This window comes from Terrisporobacter sp., from assembly GCF_017888745.1.
GTDB lineage: Bacteria > Bacillota > Clostridia > Peptostreptococcales > Peptostreptococcaceae > Terrisporobacter.
In genome coordinates, this window is sequence record NZ_JAGHFM010000155.1 from 1 (window position 1) to 3,743 (window position 3,743).

The 3,743-nt window shown below is 28.6% G+C and carries 4 protein-coding genes; all 4 read left to right on the plus strand.

Features of this window, described 5'->3' with window-relative positions; genetic code table 11:
* The first annotated feature begins 199 nt into the window (after positions 1–199).
* On the plus strand, positions 200–409 hold the full coding sequence (locus tag J7G74_RS07625; RefSeq protein WP_297133722.1) for a hypothetical protein: 210 nt from the start codon (positions 200–202) through the stop codon (positions 407–409).
* A gap of 362 nt (positions 410–771) precedes the next feature.
* A complete protein-coding gene (locus J7G74_RS07630) occupies positions 772–2,415 on the plus strand; it encodes a recombinase family protein (RefSeq protein ID WP_297133725.1) in 1,644 nt (547 codons plus the stop codon).
* A 33-nt stretch (positions 2,416–2,448) separates the two neighbouring features.
* Positions 2,449–3,234, plus strand: coding sequence for a hypothetical protein (locus J7G74_RS07635; RefSeq protein ID WP_297133728.1), 786 nt, complete (start codon positions 2,449–2,451; stop codon positions 3,232–3,234).
* 241 nt (positions 3,235–3,475) lie between these two features.
* The coding region (locus J7G74_RS07640; RefSeq protein WP_297133730.1) for a helix-turn-helix transcriptional regulator at positions 3,476–3,743 on the plus strand (268 nt) is incomplete at its 3' end.

Consider the following 3,743-nt stretch of genomic DNA (forward strand, 5'->3'; position numbering starts at 1 on the left):
AAAAGATAGATTAACGAGATCTAGAAAAAATAGTGTAGGGGTTGATACCGAGTATATAGTAATAAAATTACCTAAAGATAAAGAAATAAAAGAAGAAAATAACAACTAATAATCTAGTAGTAATAATATTGGAGTTAAGTCTTTTTAGACTTAATTCCAACATGTAATAAATTCAATAATAATTAGGAGGAGATAAAGAATGAACTACAATGAATTAGAATTTTTAAACGAGGAATATGAACTAATTGAAAATGAAATGCTTGAAGCATTAGCAAATGATGAAATAGGACATTTTAACTACTTAAGGTTAAATTCATATACATTAAGATTATTAGACTTAATAGCTAAAGACATAGAAGCATGTAATGAAGAAGAATTCATAGAAAGTATACAAAGAAGTAGTAAGTAGTCTAAATTTAGTTAAATAAACATAATCAAAAACATATATTATAAATTAGATGTTGGAGGAAAAATGGAGAGTATTAGTTTAGAACAAATTAAGGCACAAGAAATAGTAGAAATATTAAGTGATATAATTCAAAAATCTATAATTCAAAGCAAAAACAAAGGAGATAATGAACATGAGTAACAGAGTTTCAAGATAATAATTTAATTAACCTTAGTAGATAAAAATAAAATCTACTAAGGTTATTGTAAAAGAAAATAATAGTAAGTAATTTGAATTAACACTTAGATATACAAACCAAATTGATAGCTTAAAGGAAAACTAATATTAAAGTAATCAGAATAGATGTCTTGGAGGTAATAAAAATGAGTAAAAGAGTAGCAATATATTGCAGAGTATCAACAATAGAACAGGCTCAAGAAGGCTACAGTGTGGATGAGCAAAGGAGAAGGTGCATAGAATATTGTGAGAAAGAAGGTCATGAAGTTTTTAAAGTCTACGAGGATAGAGGGATAAGTGGTAAGAATATTTCAGGAAGACCTGGATTAAAAGATCTATTAAAGGATGCTAATGCTGGTAAGTTTGACTTAGTTATAGTTTGGAAACTAAATAGAATAAGTAGAAGGTTAATAGATATACTTAACATAGTAGATACATTAGATAAAAATAAGATAGCATTTCGTTCTTTAACAGAAAGTTTTGAAACAGAAACTCCAGCAGGTAAGTTACAGCTTAACATCATGGGAGCAATAGGGGAATTTGAGAGAGGTACTATAGCTGAGAATGTGAAAATGGGGATGATGGCACGAGCTAAGGAAGGTAAGTGGAATGGTGGCAAGGTGCTTGGATACGACATAGTAGAAATACCAAGTGAAGGAAAGAGGAGAAAAGAAACTAAATTAGTAATAAATGAAAAGGAAGCAATGACAGTAAGAAGAATATTTGAATTGTATAGTACAGGACATGGGTATAAAGCTACTGTGAATAGAGTAAATCAAGAAGGTCATAGAAGTAAGAAAGGTAATCCATTTGCAACAGCTACAATAAAAGAGATACTAAAAAATCCAGTATACATAGGAAAGATAAGATACAATTTAAGACAAGATTGGAATGAAAAAAGAAGAAAGAACATAAATCCAAATCCAATACTTGTAGATGGAGAACATGAGGCAATAATAGATAATGAAACATGGGAAAAGGTACAAATAATCTTAAAGGATAGAAGTAAAACTCACAATAGAGTATATGATAGTGAATTTCCTTTAACTGGCTTACTAAAATGTCCTGTATGCGGAGCATCTATGACTATAGGTAGATCTTATCATAAGAGAAAAGATGGAACTAGAAAGGTAGCAGAATACTATGTTTGTGGTAATTGGAAGAACAAAGGTACAGCAGTATGTAACTCAAATTCCATAAGAGCAGAAGTTGCAGATGGGGTAGTAACAAATAAAATAATAGAAACAGTAAATAATGAGTTACTACTAAAGAAAGTGATAAATAATATAAATAAGAATAAATCTAGTAAGTTAAAACCAAAACTAGATGAAATGAATGTAGTAAATAAGGAAATCGATAGATTAAGTGGTAAGAAGAACTCAAGTATAGAGCTTTTTGAAGATGGAATTTTAACTAAAAGTGAATTAGCTGAAAGAATTAAAAAGCTAAATGAAGAAATCGATACATTGAAGTTCAGACTAGATGAACTAAAACAAGATGTAATGTTAGCAGAAGGAGAACCAGTACCATTTGAACTAGTAAGTCAAGTGATGAATAAATTTGGAGAAATATTCAAAGAAAGTAGTACAAGACAACAGAGGAAGCAATTACTAAACTTACTTGTGTCAAAGATAACTATAGATAAATCAAGGAATATAGATAGCATAGAACTACAAATAAATAAAGATGTAATAAGATACTTAATGAAGGAAGAGTCATCAAAAAAAGATGGCTCTTCCTTTTTTCATGCTTCTATGCTTAATTGTACGACTTTAAAATTTGTAATATAATGTAATAAAAGAGGCTTGAAAGGGAGTAATTAAATGGATAAAAATGAATTCATAGTAGTCAACAATGAAATGTACTTAGGTACTCAAAGTAAAAGTTTAGAAGAGAGAATAAATGAGATAAACTTAGATAAAGATAGAGAGTATGAAATTAAGAAGGAAAAAGGATTAGATATTGTAAAAGATAAGTTTTTAGGTAGCTTTAAGTTAGGTGATATTGCACTAACAATAATAGGATGGAGTGAAGAAGTAAATAAAGAGATAAAAGATGCTAAAAAAGCAGTTTTACTAGAGCAATATATAAATAAAATTGATAATCAAGAAGACTCTATCAATAAGTTAAAGTTATTTATAACTAATCCGCAAGGAAATGTTTTATTTAATAAAATATTAATGATTTTAGATGACTATCCACCGGACTTAGAGTTAATAAACCATTTAGCAAGAGCTTTAAAATATATGGTTAATAATGACAACTTTTATAAAATGTTTGAACAGCATAAATTTGCTTTAGCACAGATAGAAAAGTTAACACCTCAGGCTTTAACAATATTGACTGACTACAAAAATTATCCAGAGTTTAATTTGGGAATGTCAATGTCATTTGGAGCCAAGGTAACATCAGAATGGCATGATAAATTCATAGAAGCATACTGTAAAAGTAAAAGTATAGATTCTTTAGAAATGAGATCTAGAGTAGCTCATGTAATAATACAGCTAGAATCACAAGGTTACCTAGAAGCGTTTAAAAAGAATGATAGTACTGTAGTTTGTGAAGTAACTAAAATAGGAAAAGATTTAATTCCATACATAGAAGTATAAATAGATTAAAACACGCTCCGTTGGAGGTGTAACGGAGAACCGTATCACAAGTAACGGAGCGCGGTTTTTACTAAAAGTGGATAATTGATTAGAGATAAATTATATATTATTAAAATAATATATGTACATTTTGAAATTATTACGAGCTAATTAAGAAAATTTGATAAGAGAGCATTGTGTGAACAGTATAAAATAAATTTCTCTGATATAATTTTTGTATAAATTAAAGGAGGAATATATTATGAACGCATGGGAAGCAATCCAAACATCTGTCGATTATATTGAAAAACATCTACAAGAGGATATTAGTGCAGAGAGATTAGCTGATATGGTATCACTATCACCGTTTTATTTTCAAAGATTATTTAAAAGATTAGTAAATAAACCATTACAAGAATATGTTAAATTACGCCGAATGTCTAAAATAATTGAGAATTTGAAAGAGAATGAACAAAGAATTTTAGATTTGGCATTAGATTATGGTTTTTCCAGTCATGCAAATTTTTCTC

What these genes read in the sequence shown, in the direction of transcription:
- J7G74_RS07635 (WP_297133728.1), top strand. Translation starts at nt 2,449, where the DNA reads ATGGATAAAAATGAATTCATAGTAGTCAACAATGAAATGTACTTAGGT.
- J7G74_RS07625 (WP_297133722.1), top strand. Translation starts at nt 200, where the DNA reads ATGAACTACAATGAATTAGAATTTTTAAACGAGGAATATGAACTAATT.
- J7G74_RS07630 (WP_297133725.1), top strand. Translation starts at nt 772, where the DNA reads ATGAGTAAAAGAGTAGCAATATATTGCAGAGTATCAACAATAGAACAG.